This is a genomic window from Mucilaginibacter pineti (assembly GCF_900101875.1).
Lineage (GTDB): Bacteria > Bacteroidota > Bacteroidia > Sphingobacteriales > Sphingobacteriaceae > Mucilaginibacter > Mucilaginibacter pineti.
On sequence record NZ_FNAI01000005.1, the window covers coordinates 237,819 to 255,569 of the forward strand.

Consider the following 17,751-nt stretch of genomic DNA (forward strand, 5'->3'; position numbering starts at 1 on the left):
TTATAATTGGTTTCAAACACGATACCCCTCCGTGTCTTAAATCGATAAAGGGTTTATTTAATATAGCTACAAGGCACCTTCTTCAAAAAGCCAAGTAGTCTTCTTTTTGCTCCAGCGGAGCTTCGTGTTTATAGCAAAATAAAAATTGCAGCGTGGCTCCGTAGGTGCCTCGTAAATTAACATAGGAAAGTTCACCCATAAAAAAGCCCGGTTAGAAAATCCAACCGGGCTTTTTTAATATGATTAAAACTAATGCTTAGTTTTTCTCGTCTTTAACTTCTTCAAAGTCAACATCTGTTACGGTGTCGCCATGATCTTGTGGCCCAGCACCTTGAGCGCCTTCGGCACCTGGCTGAGCTTGTCCACCATCAGCAGCAGCTTTATACATCTCTTCAGATGCAGTAGCCCATGCAGCGTTAAGTTCAGTTTGAGCAGTTTCAATAGCATCGAAATCTTTAGCTGAATAAGCTTCTTTAAGCTTGGCTAAACCAGCTTCAATAGGGCCTTTTTTGTCAGCACCGATCTTATCACCGTATTCCTTCAGTTGTTTTTCTGTCGAGAAGATAAGGGCATCGGCACCGTTCAATTTTTCAACTTCTTCTCTTGCCTTTTTGTCAGCATCAGCATTTGCTTCGGCTTCGTCCTTCATCTTTTTGATCTCGGCATCAGTTAAGCCCGAAGAAGCCTCGATACGGATCTTTTGCTCTTTGCCGGTTGCTTTATCTTTAGCAGATACGTGCAATATACCGTTGGCATCAATATCAAAAGTTACCTCAACCTGTGGCACACCACGAGGTGCTGGTGGAATACCATCCAGGTGGAAACGACCTATAGTACGGTTACCCGCAGCCATTGGGCGCTCGCCCTGTAATATGTGGATCTCAACAGATGGCTGGCTATCAGATGCTGTAGAGAAAGTTTCAGATTTTTTGGTTGGGATAGTTGTGTTTGATTCAATTAATTTTGTCATTACACCACCCATAGTTTCAATACCTAATGAAAGTGGGGTAACATCTAACAACAACACATCCTTAACCTCACCTGTTAATACACCACCTTGAATAGCTGCACCAATAGCAACAACTTCATCAGGGTTAACACCTTTTGACGGTGCTTTACCAAAGAATTTTTCAACAGCTTCCTGTATAGCAGGGATACGTGTAGAACCACCTACCAGGATAACTTCGTCGATATCTGAAGTGCTTAAACCTGCATTTTTCAATGCTGATTTACATGGGTCGATAGTACGTTTGATAAGACTATCAGCCAGTTGCTCAAATTTAGCACGGGTTAAAGTTTTAACCAAGTGTTTTGGCACACCGTCAGCAGCGGTAATGTATGGCAGGTTGATCTCAGTTTGGGCAGAGCTTGATAATTCAATCTTAGCTTTTTCTGCAGATTCTTTTAAACGTTGTAAAGCCATTGGGTCTTTACGCAGGTCAACTGCTTCGTCGGCTTTAAATTCGTCAGCTAACCAGTCAATAATTACCTGGTCAAAGTCATCACCCCCTAAGTGCGTATCGCCATCAGTTGATTTTACTTCAAAAACGCCGTCACCTAATTCAAGGATAGATACGTCATGTGTACCACCACCACAGTCAAAAACTGCAATTTTCATATCCTTGTGTGCTTTATCAAAGCCATAAGCCAGGGCAGCAGCAGTAGGTTCGTTAATAATACGACGTACTTTTAAACCAGCAATTTCACCGGCTTCTTTAGTAGCCTGACGTTGTGCATCGTTAAAGTAAGCAGGTACAGTAATAACCGCTTCAGTAACTTCAGTTCCTAAGAAATCTTCGGCAGTTTTCTTCATTTTCTGAAGGATCATTGCAGAGATCTCTTGCGGAGTGTACTTACGGTCGCCAATTTCAACACGCGGGGTGTTGTTATCGCCTTTAACCACTTTGTAAGGTACGCGTCCAGCTTCGGTAGTAACCTCGTTAAACTGGTTACCCATAAAGCGTTTGATAGAAGAAATAGTTTTAGTAGGGTTTGTGATAGCCTGACGTTTGGCAGGATCACCAACTTTACGCTCACCGTTATCAATAAAAGCTACTACGGACGGCGTAGTACGTTTGCCCTCGCTGTTTGCTATAACTACAGGCTCGTTACCTTCCATTACAGCTACGCAGGAGTTTGTTGTTCCTAAGTCGATTCCAATTATTTTAGACATATGATTATTTTTTCTTGATTTTATATTTTACTACAACACCTATTTAACAACGTTTGTGCCAATATGTGTTTGGCAGACGATAAAGTCAGGATGGCAAATAACGCGTCAGAAATGCGGGGATTGGTGGTGACAGGTTGGCAGGGTTTAGATTGGTGATATGGTGCACTTCAGTATCAGATACCCATAGTATTTTAATAATTTATGAACACAAACGTTTGCGCATTTTTAATTAAAATTAATTATTCTATAAACTATAAATTGTAAGAAAACAATTTAAACCATAAACCATAAAATGAAATACATAACAGCCAATGAATGCACTTCAAGATTTTTTATCGTACTCACCGGTTTAATGTTATTAATAACCGGTAAAGTATGCTCACAATCCAATGATCATACAATAAAATTAAAGTATGAAAAGCTAATGCAATATGATACATCTTGGATGCCAAGTATTAGTTTGAATCTTCCGGATGAATCTAATACTTCACAGTCTGTTTTACCTAAAGATATCAATAAAGCTCATGTGATAAGTACATTCAAGCTTCCTTATAAAGGATGGATAGTCAGTACATCGGCAACTAACATTATCAAAAAAATATCCGGCATTACACAGGGGCAAAATTTAAGAACATTATGCTATGATGATGGCTACAAACGCTATTTTATAACAGATATAAATTTTAATAATGATTTTACCGATGACCCCGTAATATCATTTAACAGCAAAGAGCTGGATGAAAAAGGCGGCAATAAGAAAATGTTAAGGTTTAATATTAACATTACCCTTATGCACAAAGCTCAAGGTGATACACTCAACGTTATGAATGTATTGTTGTTCCCCTATTTTCCCAGCAGTATTTCAATGAGTTCTATTGACAGTTTGCAGAAAAAGCTTTTTATACAGTACACTACTATTGAAAACACATGGCGTACAGCCTTTAAAGGTTGTTTGATTTATATTGAGAAACATTCTGGTAATGAATTCATTTTTCGGGTTCGGCTTCCGGGAGAAAAAATCTCGTCAAAGCCCTATAAACCTGGCGACGTTTTTCAATATAATAGCAAGTTTTACCAGTTGATAGCTGCCGACAGCAGCAAAAACGAATTGAGAATAGCAGACATATCTGGGACACATATTGAAGGCGCCGAAGTAAACACCTACTTACCAAATTTCAAAGGCAAAAACCAAAACGGGCAACAGATTGAATTGAATAATTTTAGAGGCAAGTATGTGCTACTTGATTTTTGGGCCACCTGGTGTGTGCCATGCAGGGAAGCGGTACCGGTATTAAAAAAGATTTATAATAAATTTAAAGATAAGGACTTCTCCATTATAAGCATTAATGAAGATTTAGAAAATGCAAAACAGAAGGCATTAGAGATGACCAGGAAAGACAGCCTGTTATGGAACTCCGTTATACCTGATAAACCGGTAAAGTATAATTTTCGAGATTCGGGCATACCTAATTTTGTTATCCTTAATCCGGAAGGCAAAATAATATTTCAAAATACAGGAACGCTCTATCTGCCAGAAATTGAGCGTAAACTTTCAGCAATATTTGGTTTCTCAGCTAATCAGAAATAATGTTTAATTTGATATATTGATGTAGTTTGAAAACTACATCAATATCCGTCCAAAGTATATGACTTTGGACAACCCCTTCAGGCTGAAGACTACCTACATGTCCATCTAAATTTAAAGATTTCGGACAGTGCACAAAGGGATAAGTCAAGTAACCCCTAATTCTATAAATCCTGGTTAAGACAAAAGCCCACAAAAAAAGCCCCACTCGAATGAGTGGGGCTTTCCATATCTGTAAGGGAAAAATTATTCTCCTTTTTCAGCGTTTTCTTCTGCTTCTGGTGTTGCAGGAGCTTCAGCGGCTGGAGCCTCAGCTGTTTCAGCAACCGGTGCTTTAACTTCTTCGGCAACTGCTACTTCTTCAGCAGCTACTGGTGCAGCTGTTTTTGCTTTTGCAGTTGAACCACCACGACGACGGGTTGATTTTTTAGCTGTTGCTGCTGCAGTATCTGCACCGTAAACAGTGTTATAATCTACCAGTTCAATGATTGCCATTTCGGCGTTATCGCCTAAACGGTTTTCTAACTTGATGATACGTGTGTAACCACCCGGGCGATTTGCAATTTTCTCAGCAATTTCGCGGAAAAGGATAGTAGTTGCATCCTTATCTTGCAGGTAGCTAAATACTGTACGACGTGAGTGCGTAGTATCGCTTTTTGATTTTGTTAATAAAGGCTCAACATAACCGCGTAAAACTTTTGCTTTAGCTAATGTTGTTGTGATGCGCTTGTGCAGGATAAGCGAAGTTGCCATGTTTGACAGCATCGCTTTGCGGTGGCTGGTAGTACGGCCTAAGTGATTGTTTTTTTTTCCGTGTCTCATTGTTATTGTTATTTCACGTGCATACCGTCTGGCGATTACTCAAGCCTTCGGAATTATGCCTTCGCTATTTGTGTATTAGATTTGAGATGTTAGATATGAGATTTGAGACTTTCGTCCTAAACCCGTTATCCTGAATCCCGTTTATTATTAAATAAAAAATGTTAGATCGGAGGCGAGATAAATCTCATGTCTCAAATCTAACATCTTATATCTTTATTCTTCGTCTAACTTAAATTTAGACAGGTTCATACCAAAAGATAAGCCTTTTGATTTAACCAGGTCCTGAATTTCAGTTAATGATTTTTTACCAAAGTTCCTGAACTTTAACATATCAGCAACATCGTACGATACTAAATCGGCAAGGCTGCGGATATCTGCAGCTTTAAGGCAATTTAATGCACGTACAGAAAGGTCAAGATCAACCAATTCGGTTTTAAGGATCTTGCGCATGTGCAAAATTTCCTCATCAACTTCTTTAGTTTCTTCTTTAGCCTGTGCTTCAAGCATCATGTTCTCATCGCTAAATAGCATAAAGTGCTGGATAAGGATCTTAGCCGCTTCTTTTAATGCATCTTCAGGGTGAATTGAACCATCAGTAGCAATATCCAAAACTAATTTCTCATAGTCAGTTTTTTGCTCAACACGATAGTTTTCAATGGTGTATTTTACGTTTTTGATTGGCGTAAAGATGGAATCGATAGCGATAACACCTACGTTAGCATCAGGGTTTTTGTTTTCTTCGCTTGGAACGTAACCACGGCCTTTTGCTACTGTAAGCTCAATTTCAAGCGTTACAGACGAATCCATGTTACAGATAACCAGATCAGGATTTAATACTGTAAAGTTGTTAGAGAATTTAGAAACATCTCCAGCTTTAAAAGCATCCTGGCCATTGATGATAACAAATATCTTTTCGCTGTCGCCAGATTCACCCGTTTTTTTGAAACGAACCTGTTTAAGGTTCAGGATGATCTCGGTAACATCTTCAACAACACCTTTGATGGTTGAAAACTCGTGCATCACTCCTGAAAAGCGAACAGAAGTAATAGCAAAACCTTCTAATGATGATAGTAAGATACGACGTAGAGCATTACCTATGGTTACACCGAAGCCTGGTTCTAACGGACGAAACTCAAACGTGCCATCAAAATCATTCGATTTCTGCATGATAACCTTGTCAGGTTTCTGAAATGCTAAAATTGCCATTTATATCCTTTATTTATTGTTTACTAATTGAATTGATTTAAACCACGAAAATGATTGACATAATATGCCAACCATCCCCTGGATAATTATCTTTATTATTTTGAGTATAACTCAACGATTAGGTTTTCCTTAATATTTTCAGGGATCTCATCGCGGTTAGGATAGTTTAGGAATGTGCCTGTTAATTCATTTGCATCCCATGCTAACCAGCTGTATTTGTTGATTCTTCTTCCGGCTACCGATGTTGAGATAGCTTCCAATGATTTAGATTTTTCACGAACCGAGATCACATCACCAGCTTTTAATGCGTAAGATGCGATGTTTACAACTGCACCATTTACATTAATGTGTTTGTGATTTACCAACTGACGTGCTGCTGAACGTGTAGGTGCAATACCTAAACGGAAAACTGCATTATCTAAACGGGCTTCTAAGAATTTCAAGAGGTTTTCACCTGTGATACCTTCTTTAGCCGATGCACGGTGAAACAAGTTTTCGAACTGACGCTCTAATACACCATAAGTGTATTTTACTTTTTGTTTCTCCATCAACTGAGTTGAATACTCAGATTGTTTTCCACGACGTTTTGAAGCGCCATGCATTCCCGGTGGGTAATTTTTACGTTCTAACGCTTTATCCGGACCGAAGATCGGCTCACGGAAACGACGTGCAATTTTGGACTTTGGTCCTGTATATCTAGCCATTTTTGTGTGTTCTTAAAGTATCAGGCAGCCTTTAGCTGCTGAATCTTAGCTTTAAAATCTGTTAATTAAACTCTTCTTCTTTTAGACGGACGGCAACCATTGTGTGGAAGCGGTGTGATGTCTTTTATAGTGGTAACTTCAATACCTGTAGTTTGCAAGGTACGGATGGCCGACTCACGACCGGCACCTGGGCCTTTTACAAATACTTCAACCTTGCGTAAGCCTAAATCATAAGCTACTTTACCGCAATCGGCAGCAGCCTGACCAGCTGCATAAGGTGTGTTCTTTTTTGAACCTTTAAAACCCATTTTACCAGCAGATGACCATGAAACGGCCTGACCTGTTTTGTTGGTAAGGGTAATAATGATGTTGTTAAAAGTAGCGTTGATGTGTGCTTCGCCAACCGGCTCAACAATTACAATACGCTTTTTGGTTACTTTTTTGCTCTTAGCCATTTTTTTACTTGTTGAATTAATGAATTACTGAACTAACGAATAATCCGGACCCATTAATTATTATTTTCAAATGAGGTAATCCTAATGATCTGCAAAGCGACTATTCACCGCCTCTTCAATCACTATTCACTTATTATTTAGTAGCTTTCTTTTTATTAGCAACTGTTTTACGTTTTCCTTTACGGGTACGTGAATTGTTTTTAGTACGCTGACCACGTAATGGTAAACCTTTACGGTGACGTGTACCACGGTAACAACCAATATCCATTAAACGTTTGATATTAAGTTGAACTTCTGAACGAAGTGAACCTTCTACCTTGATCTGATCGTTAATGATTGTACGAATTGAGGTTAACTGCTCATCGGTCCAGTCTTGTACTTTAATGTTCACATCGATACCTGCTTCAGCTAAAATTCTTTGAGCTGTTGAGCGGCCTATACCGAAAATGTAAGTAAGTCCGATTTCTCCTCTTTTGTTTTTCGGTAAATCTATACCTGAAATCCTTGCCATATTTATAGTTTGTTTTTTTAGATGATAACCGAACGGCGGGCCACCGTTGTACGAATTATCACATTTTTTTTAATTATCCCTGACGCTGTTTGTATTTAGGATTCTTTTTGTTAATAACATAAAGTTTCCCGTTACGGCGAATGATCTTGCAATCAGCGCTGCGTTTTTTAATGGATGCTCTAACTTTCATCTCTTTGTTTATTTATATCTATAAGTTATTCTACCCTTTGATAAATCGTACGGGCTCATTTCCAGTTTTACTCTGTCGCCAGGTAAAATCTTTATGTAGTGCATACGCATTTTGCCGGATATGTGCGCAATAATCTCATGGCCGTTTTCGAGTTCAACTCTGAACATTGCATTTGACAATGCCTCTCTAATTGTACCGTCTTGCTCAATCGAAGATTGTTTAGCCATATTTTGTTGATTATTACTTAATTATCCGCCCTAAAACCGGGATGCAAAATTAATAAAAATTATTTAATTATTACTCTTTTCTTTTAAAACATTATCAACGTATTCAAACGTTGATAAAATATCTGGTTTACCTTTGCCTACAGCTACCGTATGCTCATAATGAGCAGATGGTTTTTTATCTGATGTTGACACTGTCCATCCATCATCCCAAAACTTAACACCGGCACGGCCTGCGTTTATCATTGGTTCAATGGCAATCACCATACCTTCTTCAAGCTTAATGCCTGCACCACGTTTACCGTAGTTAGGCACTTCGGGTTTTTCGTGCAGTTTAACGCCAACACCGTGCCCTACAAGCTCTTTTACTACACCAAAGCCATTCTTCTCTGCATGTTCCTGTATCGCGTAGCCTATGTCGCCTATGCGCATGCCTACTACAGCTTTTGCAACACCTAAGTCAAGGCACTCTTTGGTTACCCGCATAAGTTTCTTAACCATGTCACTCACCTCGCCAATGGCAAAGGTGTAAGCCGAGTCGCCTACAAATCCATTCAGGGTAACACCACAGTCAACAGATACAAGGTCACCTTCCACCAAAACATGCTTTCCGGGAAAACCATGTACTACCTGATCATTGAGCGATATGCAGAGGGAATATGGAAATCCACCGTAATTTAAAAAAGTAGGAATTCCGCCGTTGTCGCGTATAAAGGTATCAGCAAGTCTATCGAGTTCAATAGTTGTAACGCCTGGGCCTATTACTTTAGCAACTTCAGCATGTGTTCTGGACACCAGCAGTGCGCTTGCTCTTATGAGCTCTATTTCCTCGGCAGACTTATAAATGATTTTTGACATTCCTAATATTAGATCGCTGTCGGAGTTGTTCCGGCAGCAGCTGGCATTGCTGTACGTCCTTTAATTCGTCCGGTTTTCATTAAACCATCATAATGGCGCATCAGCAAGTGACTTTCTATTTGTTGCAATGTATCCAGAACAACACCTACCAGGATGATCAGTGAAGTACCACCAAAGAATCTTGCGAAGATTGGAGATACACCTACCAAACTGGCAATTGCCGGGATGATTGCTACAATAGCAAGGAATATAGATCCAGGTAAAGTTATCTTTGATATTACACCATCAATAAAACTCGCTGTTGCTGCACCTGGTTTAATACCGGGGATAAAGCCGCTATTTTTCTTCATATCATCAGCCATCTGGTTAGGATTAACCGTAATTGCTGTGTAGAAGTAGGTAAACAGGATGATCAATATTGCAAACAACAAATTGTGCTGCCACGAGTTGTAATTTGATAAGGCAATTAAAATACCACTTGATGATACATTAGGAAAAAACTGCTGTATTGTTGTTGGTATAAACATTAATGCCTGCGCAAATATGATTGGCATTACACCAGCTGCATTCACCTTTAAGGGAATGTACTGACGTACACCGCCATATTGTTTGTTGCCTACTATACGTTTTGCATATTGAACCGCAATTTTACGGGTACCTTGTACAATAAGTATAGTGAACATTACCACACCAATAAGTGCTACAATTTCAACCACAAACGTTACCAAACCACCTGCACCACTGGTACGTGACTGGAATTCCGTTAAAAACGCGCCTGGCAACTGGGCTATGATACCCACCATTATAATCAACGATATACCATTACCAATACCTTTATCAGTTATTTTTTCGCCAAGCCACATTACAAATAATGTACCTGCTGTTAAAACAAATGTGTTAAGTATGGTAAACACCGGACCGGTGAATAAACGCGCCTCTGGAGTGATTTGTGACCCTACATAGGCAATTGCCTGAACAGCAGTAATACCTATTGTTAGGTAACGCGTCCACTGGTTTAGTTTGTTACGGCCGCTTTCACCTTCTTTTTGAAGTTTGGTGAAGTAAGGAACGGCTATACCCAGCAATTGCACCACAATTGAAGCCGAAATATAAGGCATTACACCCAATGCAAAAATAGAGGAACGCGAAAACGAACCTCCTGCAAACATATTCAGCAATCCTACTAATCCTTCTGATTTTTGGTCAGCTACAGATGCGTAATTAACCCCTGGCAGCACCACGTATGAACCTACGCGATATATTAAAAGAAATAAGAGTGTGTTAATAATACGCACTCTCAAATCTTCGATTTTCCAGATATTGGATAATGTGGTGAAAAATTTCTTCATCCTAAAATTATAGCTTAACTATGGTACCACCAGCTGCTTCAATAGCTTTTTGAGCTGTAGCAGTAAATGCATGTGCTTCAACTTCTAATTTGGCTTTCAGTTCGCCACGGCCCAGGATTTTAACCAGGTCGTTACGAGAAACTAAACCATGTTCTTTCAAAGTAGCGAAATCAACTTTTGCAAGTGTATATTTCTCTACTAATTCCTGAAGTACATCAAGGTTTACACCTGTATACTCCACACGGTTAGGGTTTTTGAAACCTACCTTAGGCACACGGCGTTGCAAAGGCATCTGACCGCCTTCAAAACCAACCTTAGTGCTGGTACCTGAACGTGAACCGGCACCTTTATGGCCACGGGTTGACGTACCGCCACGGCCAGAACCTGTACCACGGCCAATTCTTTTTCTATTTTTAGTAGAACCTTCTGCAGGTTTAAGATTACTTAAATTCATGATATTAAATATTTTCTACCGCTACCAGGTGATTAACTTTTCTAACCATACCAATTATAGCAGGCGTGGCTTCAACTTCCACGCTGTGGTTAATTTTACGTAAGCCTAAGGCTTCGACTGTCTTTTTTTGGCGCTCACTTCTGTCGATCACGCTCTTAATCTGTGTTATTTTGATCTTAGCCATGACGATTATCCGTTAAAAACTTTACCTAAACTAATGCCACGTTGTTGTGCTACTGTATGCGCATCACGTAATTGTGATAATGCAGATACGGTTGCTTTAACCACGTTGTGCGGGTTTGATGAACCTTTTGATTTTGCTAACACGTTGTGGATCCCTGCAGACTCTAACACTGCACGCATTGCACCACCCGCAATAACACCGGTACCATTTGCTGCTGGCTTCAAGAAAACGAAACCACCAGAGAATTTACCAATTTGCTCGTGAGGTATAGTGTTGTTGATAATCGGAACTTTTACCAAGTTCTTTTTAGCATCATCAATACCTTTAGCAATTGCTTCAGTAACCTCTTTAGCTTTACCTAAACCGTAACCTACAACACCGTTTTCATCACCTACTACTACGATAGCAGAAAAGCTGAAAGTACGACCACCTTTGGTTACTTTGGCAACACGCTGTATGCTTACCAAGCGGTCTTTTAATTCGATCTCGCTTGTTTTTACTCTTTTTATGTTGATTGTTGACATTTCTCTGTTCGATTAAAAGTTTAAACCACCTTCACGTGCACCTTCGGCCAGTGACTTAACACGACCATGGTACAAGTAACCGTTTCTGTCGAAAACCACATCTTTAATACCTGCAGCCAGTGCTTTTTGAGCAACCAGTTTACCTACAGCTACAGACTGATCAGATTTTGTACCATCTGCTGCAAAGTCTTTTGATAAAGATGAAGCCGATACGATAGTTTTACCGGTTAAATCGTCGATGATCTGCGCGTAAATACCTTTATTGCTCCTGTATACTGACAGGCGAGGACGCTCTGTTGATCCTGAAAGGCGTTTTCTGATGCCTTTTTTAATCCTGTCTCTTCTTGATAATTTAGCTCCCATGACGATTATTTTTTAGATGCTGATTTACCTGCTTTTCTTCTCAATATCTCGCCTACAAACTTAATACCTTTACCTTTGTAAGGCTCTGGAGTACGTAACGAACGTATTTTTGCAGCTACCTGGCCAATTAATTGTTTGTCAATTGATTCAAGTATGATAGTTGGGTTTTTACCCTTATCAGCAGTGGTTGTAACTTTAATTTCTGTTGGTAATTCAAATACGTAGTGGTGAGAGTAACCCAACACTAAATCTAATGTATTACCTGTATTAGTAGCACGGTAACCCACACCTACTAATTCTTGCTGTATTTTGTAACCTTCTGTTACGCCTACAACCATGTTATTTAAAAGCGCACGGTATAAACCATGTAATGCTTTATGACGCTTTTGATCAGACGGGCGTTGAACCAGTAACTGACCGTCTTCCTGTGCAATGGTGATATCGCTATCAACCGCTTGCTGCAACTCACCTTTAGGGCCTTTTACAGTAACAACATTATCTGCTGATACGGTAATAGTAACTCCTTGTGGCAGTGCTATCGGTGCTTTTCCTACTCTTGACATTGCTTAATTTCTCCTATTAATAAACGTAGCATAAAACCTCACCACCAACATTTTGCTGACGTGCTTCTTTATCAGACATTACGCCTTTTGAAGTTGACAGGATGGCGATACCTAAACCATTTAATACTCTTGGCAAGTTATCCATGCCTGCGTATTTCCTCAAACCTGGTTTACTGATGCGCGTAATGCTACGGATAGCAGAAATTTTAGTTATCGGGTGGTACTTTAAAGCCACTTTAATAGTGCCTTGTACTGTACTGTCTTCAAACTTGTAATTGGCAATGTAACCTTTGTCGAAAAGCACCTTAGTGATTTCCTTTTTCAGATTTGATGCAGGAATTTCAACAACCCTATGGTTGGCTTTAATAGCATTCCTTACTCTTGTAAGATAATCTGCGATTGGATCTGTATTCATTTTATTGTGTTATGACAGTGGTTTCCTTCCCGTAACATCCGGGGCGACCTTCCATCGGTTAATTCATTTTTTTTCAACGTGCAAAAGTAAAAATTCAAAACGAAACTGAGTTATGTTTTGAATTTTTACTTTTAAACATTAAAGTTTGCTTACCAGCTCGCTTTTTTTACTCCCGGGATCTTACCGTCAAGAGCCATTTCACGGAATGTTACGCGTGAAATACCAAACTGACGCATGTAACCACGTGGGCGGCCGGTTAATTTACAACGATTGTGTAATTTCACCGGTGACGAAGCCTTAGGTAATTTGTCTAAGCCAACGTAATCGCCGGCTTCTTTAAGGGCTGCTCTTTTCTCTGCGTATTTAGCAACCAATTTAGCGCGTTTAACTTCACGTGCCTTTACACCTTCTTTAGCCATTGCTATTTTGATTTTTAAATGGTAATCCAAATTGTTTCAACAACTCCAATGCTTCAACATCGTTTGTTGCGGAGGTTACAAAGGTAATATCCATACCTTGAATTTTATTGATCTTGTCAATATTAATCTCAGGGAATATAATTTGCTCTGTTATACCTAAAGTATAGTTACCTCTTCCGTCAAAACCTTTATCGTTGATACCTTTAAAGTCACGGATACGTGGCAGGGCAACAGCAATTAAACGATCCAAAAACTCATACATTGTGTTGTCACGCAAGGTAACACGTACGCCTACAGGCATATTTTTACGCAATTTAAAGTTTGAGATATCTTTTTTAGATTTTGAAGATACTGCCTGCTGACCGGTGATGGTAGTTAACTCAGTGATGGTGTTTTCGATAAGTTTTTTATCGGTAGTAGCACCACCTACACCCTGGTTAATGGCAATTTTCTCTAATTTAGGAACCTGCATTACGCTTTTGTACTGAAATTTATCTTTCAGCGCGGTGCGAATTTCGTCCTTATATTTCGTTTTTAATCTTGGTATGTAAGTCATTACTTAATTTCCTCCCCTGATTTTTTTGATACCCTTACTAATTTACCGGCATCGTTTTTCTTACGGCCTACACGGGTTGTGTTACCTGTTTTAGGATCAACCAGTGCCAGATTTGAAATATGTATAGCAGCTTCCTGCTTTACAATTCCACCGTTAGGATTGGCAGCATTAGGCTTAGTATGTTTTGATACCATATTGGCACCTTCAACAATAGCCCTGCCTTTGTCAATTATAACTTCAACGATTTTGCCTTGTGTTCCCTTTGAATCACCGGCTATAACTTTTACTAAATCACCTTTACGGATCTTTAATTTAGTTGGTTGTACGTGTTTCTTCTTTTCCATGATTACAATACCTCCGGTGCTAATGATACAATTTTCATAAATTGTTTCTCACGCAGTTCTCTTGCAACAGGGCCAAAGATACGGGTACCTCTTGGTTCATCCTGGTTATTTAACAAAACGGCTGCGTTATCGTCGAAACGGATGTATGAACCATCTTTTCTGCGGATCTCTTTTTTGGTGCGTACTACTACGGCTTTTGATACGGTACCTTTTTTCACGTTACCTGATGGTATCGCGCTTTTTACGGTAACTACTATCTTATCGCCGATTGAGGCATACCTTTTACCGGTACCACCCAATACGCGGATCACTAAAACTTCTTTAGCTCCGCTGTTATCGGCTACGTTTAATCTTGATTCCTGTTGTACCATCTTATTTAGCCCTTTCTATAATTTGAACTAATCTCCAGTTTTTGCTCTTGCTCAGCGGGCGTGTTTCCATAATCAATACGGTATCTCCAATACCACAAGTATTGGTTTCATCGTGAGCCATAAATTTGGTAGTTTTCTTAACGAACTTACCGTAGATCGGGTGTTTCACTTTCCGCTCAACAGCAACTACAATAGATTTTTCCATCTTATTGCTAACTACCAGGCCGGTACGTGTTTTTCTTAAATTTCTTTCCATTTTTCTGAATGCTAAAAATTAATTCTTTTCAGAAGCCGACGCCGCTTTGCGTTTTGTTAATTCAGTATTTAACTGAGCAATTCCCTTGCGTACCTTTGTTATACGGGTTGGATTCTCAATAGCCGAAACAGCATGAGCAAATTTCAATTTGGTAAGGTTTGCCCTTTCCTCCGTGATCCTTGCAACTAATTCTTCAGTTGATAGCTCCAAAATTTCTGAGTTTTTCATTTTTCTATTATTGTTTTGAGTTTTTAGTTCCAAGCCTACTATACCAAACTGATAACCGCAAACTCAAAACCGCTGACTTATTTATGCTTCTACGTAATCCCTACGTACTATAAATCTTGTTTGTACCGGAAGTTTTTGTGCTGCAAGGCGTAAAGCCTCTTTAGCAACTTCCAAAGGTACTCCTTCGGCTTCAAAGATGATCCTTCCGGGGCGCACTACTGCAACCCAGTATTCCGGAGCACCTTTACCTTTACCCATACGTACCTCTGCTGGTTTTTTGGTTACAGGCTTGTCAGGAAATATCCTTATCCATACCTGGCCTTCACGTTTCATAAAACGTGTTACAGCGATACGTGCAGCCTCGATCTGGCGGCTGGTAATCCATGCCGCTTCGAGTGATTTTACACCGAAAGATCCGAATGAAAGTTCAGCACCACGAGTGGCTAAACCTTTCATCCTGCCTTTTTGCATCTTTCTGAACTTCGTTCTTTTTGGCTGTAGCATTTTCTTAAGCTTTTATATCGTTACGATATTTTTCTTCTACTTTAATTATTATCTCTTTCCTGGGCCACCTGGACGGTTGCCGCCTTGACCACCTGGACGGCTGCCACCTGCACCACCCGGACGGCTGTTGCCGCCACCACGTGGGCCATTGTTGCCACCTGCACCCGGACCACCTCTACGGTCGCCACCTGGTTTCCTGTCGCCTCTGCGTTCACCGCCACGTTCGCCACCGCGTTGGTTGTCTCTTCCACCAAATGCCGGAGCACCATCTGGACGACCACCTTTACCGCTGTTGCTGCTTGTACCGCCAATGTTTGGAGATAGATCGCGTTTGCCGTAAACTTCGCCTTTGCAAATCCACACTTTAACACCTATTTTACCATAAGTGGTTAAAGCTTCTGCTAATGCATAGTCAATATCGGCACGGAAAGTATGCAAAGGAATTCTTCCTTCTTTATATTGTTCGCTACGTGCCATCTCAGCGCCACCTAAACGGCCTGATGTCATGATCTTGATTCCTTCAGCACCCATTCTCATGGTTGAAGCAATTGTAGTTTTCATGGCACGACGGAAAGAGATACGTGCTTCCAGTTGTTTTGCAATGCCTTCTGCAACTAATTGTGCGTCGAGCTCAGGGCGTTTGATCTCAAATATGTTGATCTGAACTTCCTTTTTGGTAAGTTTTTTCAACTCTTCTTTGATCTTATCAACCTCAGCACCGCCTTTACCAATCACAATACCCGGACGGGCAGTGTGGATAGTTACAGTAATGCGTTTTAATGTACGTTCGATAACCACTTTAGATACACCACCTTTAGCTATACGAGCTGAAAGATACTTGCGGATCTTTTCGTCTTCAACTAATTTGTCGGCATAGTGATTTCCACCGAACCAATTAGAATCCCATCCTCTGATGATTCCTAACCTGTTTCCTATTGGATTTGCTTTCTGTCCCATTTCAAATTAATTATTAACGTTTTTACTATCCACAATAATGGTTACATGGTTTGAGCGTTTGCGGATACGGTATCCTCTTCCTTGCGGAGCAGGGCGTAACCTTTTTAGCTGGCGACCACCACCTACTGATATTTCTTTAACAAATAAGCCGCTGTCTTCAACACGTTTGCCTTCGTTTTTTGCTTCCCAGTTTTTAATGGCTGATAACAAAAGTTTCTCTACACGAATAGCAGCTTCTTTGTTAGTGAATTTTAATATGTATAACGCTTTCTCAACGTTTTCACCGCGGATCAGATCAACCACCAAACGCATTTTGCGTGGTGAAGTTGGGCAGTCCTGTAATTTGGCAACCGAAGCGCCGCCTACAAGGGCCTTAGCAGCTTCTTTTTGTTGCCTGATTAATACAGACTTTTTGATTTTTGTTGTTGCTTCCATTGCCTGTTATTTTTTCTTCTCTGCGTGACCGCGGAATGTACGGGTTGGAGCAAATTCTCCCAACTTGTGACCAACCATGTTTTCTGTTACATACACCGGGATAAACTTGTTACCGTTGTGTACTGCGAATGTGTGACCAACGAAATCAGGAGAGATCATGGAACGACGTGACCATGTTTTCACAACTGATTTTTTACTTGATTCATTCAAGGTAAGAACTTTTCTTTCCAGGTTATGATCAATATAAGGTCCTTTTTTAATTGAACGTGCCATTATTTTTTCCTTCTTTCAATGATATAACGATCCGACCCTTTTTTCTTATCACGTGTTTTGTAGCCTTTTGCTAACAAACCTTTACGTGAACGTGGATGACCACCTGAGGCTCTACCCTCACCACCACCCATAGGGTGATCTACCGGGTTCATGGCAACACCACGAACACGCGGCCTGCGGCCTAACCAACGTTTGCGACCAGCTTTACCTAACACCGCGTTTGCTCTTTCGCCGTTTGAAACGGTACCGATAGTTGCCAAACAAGTTGACAATATCATACGTGTTTCGCCTGAAGGCAATTTGATGATGGCATATTTACCATCACGTGCAGAAAGCTGAGCGTAAGTACCGGCGCTGCGGGCAATAACACCACCCTGGCCTGGGTTTAACTCAATATTGTGGATGATAGAACCTAACGGGATGTTTTTCAAAGGTATGGTATTACCAACCTCCGGGGCGGCACCTTCGCCAGATGTAACAATCGTACCAACTGTTAAGCCTTCCGGTGCTATCATATAACGTTTTTCACCATCAACAAAATGTAACAGTGCTATACGTGCAGAACGGTTAGGATCATACTCAATAGTTGCAACTTTTGCCGGGATATCAAACTTATTACGTTTAAAATCAATTAACCTATATGCTTGTTTATGACCACCACCCATGTAGCGCATAGTCATTTTACCGCTGTTGTTACGACCGCCCGATCTTGTGTTGGCTGATACAACCAACGATTTTTCAGGAACGTTTGTTGTAATATCTGAGTTAGATACGTCAACTCTGAAACGGGTACCCGGTGTAACCGGTTTAAATCTCTTTACTGCCATC

At 40.3% G+C, this 17,751-nt stretch carries 28 protein-coding genes; 1 reads left to right on the forward strand and 27 read right to left on the reverse strand.

The window, feature by feature from the left end; translation table 11 throughout:
- Window positions 1–256: 256 nt before the first annotated feature.
- A complete protein-coding gene (dnaK, locus tag BLS59_RS13360; protein ID WP_091149781.1) occupies window positions 257–2,173 on the reverse strand; it encodes a molecular chaperone DnaK in 1,917 nt (638 codons plus the stop codon).
- A 292-nt stretch (window positions 2,174–2,465) separates the two neighbouring features.
- On the opposite strand from dnaK, the gene BLS59_RS13365 reads away from it, so the two are divergent.
- Complete coding sequence (locus BLS59_RS13365) at window positions 2,466–3,761, forward strand: TlpA family protein disulfide reductase (protein ID WP_091149782.1); 1,296 nt, start codon at window positions 2,466–2,468, stop codon at window positions 3,759–3,761.
- 243 nt (window positions 3,762–4,004) lie between these two features.
- Here BLS59_RS13365 and rplQ read toward each other — a convergent pair whose 3' ends face one another.
- The 26 genes from rplQ to rplB all read right to left on the reverse strand — a co-directional run bounded on the left by rplQ (window position 4,005) and on the right by rplB (window position 17,750).
- Window positions 4,005–4,580 carry a 50S ribosomal protein L17 gene (gene rplQ / locus BLS59_RS13370; RefSeq protein ID WP_091149783.1) on the reverse strand — a complete coding sequence of 192 codons (576 nt, stop codon included), beginning with the start codon at window positions 4,578–4,580 and terminating at the stop codon, window positions 4,005–4,007.
- 213 nt (window positions 4,581–4,793) lie between these two features.
- Complete coding sequence (locus BLS59_RS13375; protein WP_091149784.1) at window positions 4,794–5,786, reverse strand: DNA-directed RNA polymerase subunit alpha; 993 nt, start codon at window positions 5,784–5,786, stop codon at window positions 4,794–4,796.
- Between the two features lie 95 nt (window positions 5,787–5,881).
- Window positions 5,882–6,490, reverse strand: a complete 609-nt coding sequence (gene rpsD / locus BLS59_RS13380) for a 30S ribosomal protein S4 (RefSeq protein WP_091149785.1) — start codon at window positions 6,488–6,490, stop codon at window positions 5,882–5,884.
- Between the two features lie 65 nt (window positions 6,491–6,555).
- The gene (gene rpsK / locus BLS59_RS13385; RefSeq protein WP_091149786.1) at window positions 6,556–6,945 is read right to left on the reverse strand and encodes a 30S ribosomal protein S11; all 390 of its coding nucleotides are present in this window, start codon (window positions 6,943–6,945) and stop codon (window positions 6,556–6,558) included.
- Window positions 6,946–7,078: 133 nt separating this feature from the next.
- On the reverse strand, window positions 7,079–7,456 hold the full coding sequence (gene rpsM, locus BLS59_RS13390; protein ID WP_091149787.1) for a 30S ribosomal protein S13: 378 nt from the start codon (window positions 7,454–7,456) through the stop codon (window positions 7,079–7,081).
- A gap of 73 nt (window positions 7,457–7,529) precedes the next feature.
- Window positions 7,530–7,646 (reverse strand): 50S ribosomal protein L36, encoded by a 117-nt coding sequence (rpmJ, locus tag BLS59_RS13395; protein WP_074487407.1) that lies wholly within the window; start codon window positions 7,644–7,646, stop codon window positions 7,530–7,532.
- 8 nt (window positions 7,647–7,654) lie between these two features.
- Window positions 7,655–7,873, reverse strand: coding sequence for a translation initiation factor IF-1 (gene infA / locus BLS59_RS13400; RefSeq protein ID WP_090643449.1), 219 nt, complete (start codon window positions 7,871–7,873; stop codon window positions 7,655–7,657).
- A gap of 63 nt (window positions 7,874–7,936) precedes the next feature.
- Window positions 7,937–8,728, reverse strand: coding sequence for a type I methionyl aminopeptidase (gene map, locus BLS59_RS13405; RefSeq protein ID WP_091149788.1), 792 nt, complete (start codon window positions 8,726–8,728; stop codon window positions 7,937–7,939).
- 8 nt (window positions 8,729–8,736) lie between these two features.
- Entirely contained in the window at window positions 8,737–10,077 is a 1,341-nt protein-coding gene (secY, locus tag BLS59_RS13410) for a preprotein translocase subunit SecY (protein WP_091149789.1), read from the reverse strand.
- A gap of 7 nt (window positions 10,078–10,084) precedes the next feature.
- Window positions 10,085–10,531: a 50S ribosomal protein L15 gene (rplO, locus tag BLS59_RS13415; RefSeq protein ID WP_091149790.1), complete on the reverse strand. Its 447-nt coding sequence runs from the start codon at window positions 10,529–10,531 to the stop codon at window positions 10,085–10,087.
- Between the two features lie 4 nt (window positions 10,532–10,535).
- The gene (gene rpmD, locus BLS59_RS13420; protein ID WP_076377393.1) at window positions 10,536–10,715 is read right to left on the reverse strand and encodes a 50S ribosomal protein L30; all 180 of its coding nucleotides are present in this window, start codon (window positions 10,713–10,715) and stop codon (window positions 10,536–10,538) included.
- Window positions 10,716–10,720: 5 nt separating this feature from the next.
- On the reverse strand, window positions 10,721–11,239 hold the full coding sequence (rpsE, locus tag BLS59_RS13425; protein WP_091149791.1) for a 30S ribosomal protein S5: 519 nt from the start codon (window positions 11,237–11,239) through the stop codon (window positions 10,721–10,723).
- 12 nt (window positions 11,240–11,251) lie between these two features.
- A complete protein-coding gene (rplR, locus tag BLS59_RS13430; protein WP_091149792.1) occupies window positions 11,252–11,602 on the reverse strand; it encodes a 50S ribosomal protein L18 in 351 nt (116 codons plus the stop codon).
- Between the two features lie 5 nt (window positions 11,603–11,607).
- The gene (gene rplF, locus BLS59_RS13435; protein ID WP_091149793.1) at window positions 11,608–12,165 is read right to left on the reverse strand and encodes a 50S ribosomal protein L6; all 558 of its coding nucleotides are present in this window, start codon (window positions 12,163–12,165) and stop codon (window positions 11,608–11,610) included.
- Window positions 12,166–12,181: 16 nt separating this feature from the next.
- Complete coding sequence (gene rpsH / locus BLS59_RS13440) at window positions 12,182–12,580, reverse strand: 30S ribosomal protein S8 (protein ID WP_091149794.1); 399 nt, start codon at window positions 12,578–12,580, stop codon at window positions 12,182–12,184.
- A 149-nt stretch (window positions 12,581–12,729) separates the two neighbouring features.
- Window positions 12,730–12,999: a 30S ribosomal protein S14 gene (rpsN, locus tag BLS59_RS13445; RefSeq protein WP_090643411.1), complete on the reverse strand. Its 270-nt coding sequence runs from the start codon at window positions 12,997–12,999 to the stop codon at window positions 12,730–12,732.
- Window positions 12,992–13,555 carry a 50S ribosomal protein L5 gene (gene rplE, locus BLS59_RS13450; RefSeq protein WP_091149795.1) on the reverse strand — a complete coding sequence of 188 codons (564 nt, stop codon included), beginning with the start codon at window positions 13,553–13,555 and terminating at the stop codon, window positions 12,992–12,994. Before rplE ends, rpsN begins: the two co-directional genes overlap by 8 nt.
- Window positions 13,555–13,899, reverse strand: coding sequence for a 50S ribosomal protein L24 (gene rplX, locus BLS59_RS13455; RefSeq protein ID WP_091149796.1), 345 nt, complete (start codon window positions 13,897–13,899; stop codon window positions 13,555–13,557). Before rplX ends, rplE begins: the two co-directional genes overlap by 1 nt.
- 2 nt (window positions 13,900–13,901) lie before the next feature.
- Window positions 13,902–14,270, reverse strand: coding sequence for a 50S ribosomal protein L14 (rplN, locus tag BLS59_RS13460; RefSeq protein ID WP_067059744.1), 369 nt, complete (start codon window positions 14,268–14,270; stop codon window positions 13,902–13,904).
- Window position 14,271: 1 nt separating this feature from the next.
- Window positions 14,272–14,526: a 30S ribosomal protein S17 gene (rpsQ, locus tag BLS59_RS13465; RefSeq protein WP_091149797.1), complete on the reverse strand. Its 255-nt coding sequence runs from the start codon at window positions 14,524–14,526 to the stop codon at window positions 14,272–14,274.
- A gap of 18 nt (window positions 14,527–14,544) precedes the next feature.
- A complete protein-coding gene (rpmC, locus tag BLS59_RS13470; RefSeq protein ID WP_091149925.1) occupies window positions 14,545–14,754 on the reverse strand; it encodes a 50S ribosomal protein L29 in 210 nt (69 codons plus the stop codon).
- Window positions 14,755–14,835: 81 nt separating this feature from the next.
- Window positions 14,836–15,258 (reverse strand): 50S ribosomal protein L16, encoded by a 423-nt coding sequence (rplP, locus tag BLS59_RS13475; protein ID WP_091149798.1) that lies wholly within the window; start codon window positions 15,256–15,258, stop codon window positions 14,836–14,838.
- Between the two features lie 48 nt (window positions 15,259–15,306).
- Window positions 15,307–16,215, reverse strand: a complete 909-nt coding sequence (gene rpsC, locus BLS59_RS13480) for a 30S ribosomal protein S3 (protein WP_091149799.1) — start codon at window positions 16,213–16,215, stop codon at window positions 15,307–15,309.
- A 6-nt stretch (window positions 16,216–16,221) separates the two neighbouring features.
- Window positions 16,222–16,650, reverse strand: coding sequence for a 50S ribosomal protein L22 (rplV, locus tag BLS59_RS13485; RefSeq protein WP_091149800.1), 429 nt, complete (start codon window positions 16,648–16,650; stop codon window positions 16,222–16,224).
- Between the two features lie 6 nt (window positions 16,651–16,656).
- Complete coding sequence (gene rpsS, locus BLS59_RS13490; protein WP_076377419.1) at window positions 16,657–16,923, reverse strand: 30S ribosomal protein S19; 267 nt, start codon at window positions 16,921–16,923, stop codon at window positions 16,657–16,659.
- Window positions 16,923–17,750: a 50S ribosomal protein L2 gene (rplB, locus tag BLS59_RS13495; protein ID WP_091149801.1), complete on the reverse strand. Its 828-nt coding sequence runs from the start codon at window positions 17,748–17,750 to the stop codon at window positions 16,923–16,925. The genes rpsS and rplB overlap by 1 nt, the downstream gene beginning before the upstream one ends.
- Window position 17,751: the final 1 nt, after the last annotated feature.